This window comes from Propioniciclava sp. (genome assembly GCF_029977985.1).
GTDB lineage: Bacteria > Actinomycetota > Actinomycetes > Propionibacteriales > Propionibacteriaceae > Propioniciclava.
The window spans coordinates 1-3722 of the sequence record NZ_JARKOT010000275.1 but is presented as its reverse complement, the minus strand read 5'-3'; the positions used below and the strand labels follow the sequence as shown (position 1 = coordinate 3722).

The window sequence follows — 3722 nt, the reverse complement described above, 5'->3', positions numbered from 1 at the left end:
GTCGTCCTCGGCGTAGGCGCCCGGCCGGTCCACGATGAGCACGGCGCCCTCGTGGCGCTCCTTCAGCTCCGCCGGGGCGAGTGCGTGGGCGAGGTGGTAGACGGCGACGGTCACGATCGTGCCGAACGCGATGCCGCCGAGCACGAAGCCTTCGGTGAAGCGCATGGTCACATCGCCGATGCCGATGATGATGCCGGCCGCGACCGGAACCAGGTTCAGCGGGTTGCCGAAGTCGACCTTGTTCTCTTTCCAGATCTTCGCGCCGAGCAGGCCGATCATGCCGTAGAGCACCACCGTGATGCCGCCGAGTACCCCGCCCGGCGTCGCCGAGATGATCGCGCCGAACTTGGGGCTGAACCCGAACAGGATCGCCACCAGTGCTGCCACCACGTAGGCCGCCGTCGAGTACACCCGGGTCGCCGCCATGACGCCGATGTTCTCGGCGTAGGTGGTCGTGGGCCCGGCGCCCACGAACGTCGCCAGCATGGACGCCGCCCCGTCGGCCCCGATGGCCTTGCCCATGTCCTTGTCGAGATCGGCGCCCGTCATCTCGGCGACCGCCTTCACGTGGCCGGTGTTCTCGGCGATGAGCGCGATGACGACGGGCAGCGCGATGAGGGCGAAGCGCACGTCGAAGCCCGGCAGGTGGAAGCCCACGACGTTGGTCGCGGCGCCCAACTGCCAGGTGGCGAGGTCGGAGACCGGCGGCAGGCCGAACCACGGCGCGCTCACCACCCCCGACCAGTCCACGCGCAGGTGCGTGGTGACCGCACCCGTGGCGTCCTGCGCGGTGATCGGGCCGAGCGCGACGTCGAGGAGCCAGCTGAGGACGTAGCCGAAGATGAGCGACAGGAAGATCGCGATGCGGCCGAGGAAACCGCGCAGGCCCACGCTCAGGCCGACGACGACGAGCATCGTCACGAGGGCGACCCATTGGTCCTGCGGCCAGTAGACGCCCGCCACCACGGGTGCCAGGTTGAAGCCGATGAGCATGACGACCGCGCCCGTCACCACCGGCGGCAGCCAGCGGTGGATGAGCCCCGAACCGGCCACGTGGATGAGGACGCCGACCGCTGCGAGCGCGAGCCCCACCCAGAACATGGCGCCCGACACGTGGCTGGGGTTGCCGCCGGCCGCGTAGATCGCGGTCGCGACGCCCACGAAGGACGCCGAACTGCCCAGGTAGCTCGGCACGCGGCCGCGCACGATGAGCAGGAAGAGCAGCGTGGCGACCCCGGACATCATCACGGCCAACTGCGGGTTGAGCCCCATGAGCAGGGGGAACACGAACGTCGCCCCGAACATCGCCACGACGTGCTGGGCGCCCAGACCGACGGTCCGGCCCCAGTCGAGTCGCTCGTCCGGTGCCACCACCGCCCCCGGCTCCAGCGTCCCGTTGCCGTGCAGCTTCCAGATGGCCATCGGGCCCCCACCTCTTTCCGATCAGGCTGCGCAGAATGTACCTGCCGCGCCGGGCATGTTCGGCGGCTGTCCACGGTCTCGACAGGCTCGACCGGCCGACGACAAGCTCAAGCGGCGGGTGGGAGTCAGGCCTGCCAGCCCACGTCCTCCCACGTCGTCGTCGCGTAGCCGTCGGCGCCCACGTTGGCCAGACCGGTGCGGACGGCCACGAGTTCGGGCGTCTGGTACAGCGGAATGGTGTCCACCGACTGCCACAGGAGCCGGGCGAGCTGGCTGGCCTGGTCGGCGCGGCGGACGATGTCGGTCTCGGTGTCGATGCGCGTCACGTAGTCGCTCAGTCCGGGGTCGGACGCCGCCGCCACCGGCAGGTGCGCCAGCGGGAAGGCGCTCACCGTCTGCGTCTCCGGGGTGATGTCGGCGGGGCCGTTCGTCTCGCCGAGCTGGATCGACACCTCCGCGAGGGCGCTCGCCAGCGCAGCGAAGGTGGCCTGAGCGCCCGGGTCGTCCCCGGCGAGGTGGTAGGTGAGGGCCAGCGGCTGCCCGGACCGCATCAGGACGCCGCCGGGCGTCGGCACGAACCCCGCCTCCGCCAGCCCTGCGAGGGAGGCGGCGGCATCGTGCTCGAGGCCGGTGGCGCGTGCCTGGTCGACGTAGCCCGGCTGGCTGGGCAGCACGAGCGGATCGGACCACACGGACACGGCGTCGGTCACCCCGGAGAGATCCGTGGCGGACAATCCGGCCCGGTCGATCGCGAGCAGCAGCGCGCGGCGCACGGCGGCGTCCGCCAGGAAGCCGTCGAGCGAGAGCCGCAGCACCCGCCCCGATCCGCCGGGCGCCTGGCGAACGCCGGCGTCCGTCGTCGGCCTGACTTTCTGCAAGACCTCGCGTGTCGACACGGGCAGCAGGTCGAGCTCGTTGTTGCGGAAGGCGGCCGGGGCGGCGTCGTCGGTGAGCGTCCGATACACGATGTGGGCGAGGCGCGGCGCGTCGCCCCACCAGGCCGGGTTGGGGTCGAGCGTGACGACCCCTTGCGTGGCATCCGCATGGGCGACCGTGAACGGGCCCGCGTAGTTGGCGGGGTCGAACGCCGACCAGCTGAAGGCGGCGGCATCCACCACGGACGCCGCCCGCAGCGGGCCGTTGACCAGCGGCTCGGCCCAGTCGGGCTCGACCCCGCGATAGGTGACGACGACCTCCCACTCCGACGCCCCCGCCGCCACCTCGGCGACCCCCGCCCAACCGTCGGCGTGCACCGGCGCGACGCCTGCGACCTGGCCGGTCATCGCCCGCCAGGTGGCGATCCAGTCGGCGGCGGTCACCGGGGCGCCGTCGCCCCACGTGGCCCGAGAATCGAGGAACAGGGTCACGCGCGTGGCGCCATCGTGGCGCACCTCTGTGCCCGTCAACACGTCGGGGTTGGCGGTGGCTCGGCCACCGGCGTCCAGCAGGAAGGCGGGCGCGCTGAGCGGCCCGGAGAGGGTCGCCAGGTCGGCGTCACCGGCGGCGTCCGGATGCCATGGGTTCCACTGTGTGGGCAGGTGGGCGAGCCGCAGACGCACCACGCCGCCCTGGGTGAGGGTGTCGCGCGGTTGGGCGTTGACGTCGGTCCGAGAGTTCGACGTGACGGTCGGTGTCGGCGTCGGGGTGGGTTCCGGCTGGGTGGTGCACCCGCCCGTCACGAGCCCGGCCACCACCAGCGCGGCGAGGCCGACGCGCCATCGCGCGGACATGGCACCTCCGGTCGACGAGGGGGGGGCGGGTGGACGCGTCCACGCTACCGGCGGGTCGGGTGGGCCCAGCGGGTGCCCAGGTCACGATTGCATCGCGGTCTGGACACGATTTGGCCTACGCGGACCCGCTCAGATCCAGCTGCGCAGCCACATGCGCGACAGCCAATGGGAGTAGGGGATCAGCTGGTCGGTGAGGATCGGGTAGACATAGGCGAAGTTGGCCACCACCAGCGCTGTCGCGACGCCTGCGATGATGCCGCCGCGACGGCGTCCGGGGCCGTCGGGAGGGCCGATGACCAGGCCGAGCGCCATCGCCAGCCCGATGCAGGTGAACGGCACGATCGTGATGGCGTAGAAGAAGAACAACGGCCGGTCGGTCTGGGTGAACCAGGGCAGGTAGGTGGCCATCGCCGCCACGACGGGCACGCCGAAGCGCCAGTCGCGGCCGGCGATCCACCACACGAGAGCCACGATGAGCGCGATGGCGGCCATCCACCAGAGGACGGGGGTCCCCATGCCGCTGATGATACGGATGCAGTTCTCGGGGCCGGCGCATCCGTCGGTGCCCGG

2 protein-coding genes and 1 pseudogene are annotated in these 3722 nt (G+C 71.8%); all 3 read right to left on the bottom strand.

All coding sequences use genetic code 11. The features are described 5' to 3' along the window. Positions 1–1422 (bottom strand): solute carrier family 23 protein (locus tag Q1K57_RS14730; RefSeq protein ID WP_300083948.1); only part of this gene is annotated, 1422 nt, incomplete at its 3' end. Between the two features lie 125 nt (positions 1423–1547). Further along, complete coding sequence (locus Q1K57_RS14725; RefSeq protein ID WP_300083946.1) at positions 1548–3152, bottom strand: ABC transporter substrate-binding protein; 1605 nt, start codon at positions 3150–3152, stop codon at positions 1548–1550. Between the two features lie 129 nt (positions 3153–3281). After that, a pseudogene (locus tag Q1K57_RS14720) lies at positions 3282–3722 on the bottom strand (dolichyl-phosphate-mannose--protein mannosyltransferase); the annotation flags it as partial.

Coding starts and splice junctions, on each gene's coding strand:
- Q1K57_RS14725 (WP_300083946.1), bottom strand. CDS start 3,152: ATGTCCGCGCGATGGCGCGTCGGCCTCGCCGCGCTGGTGGTGGCCGGG.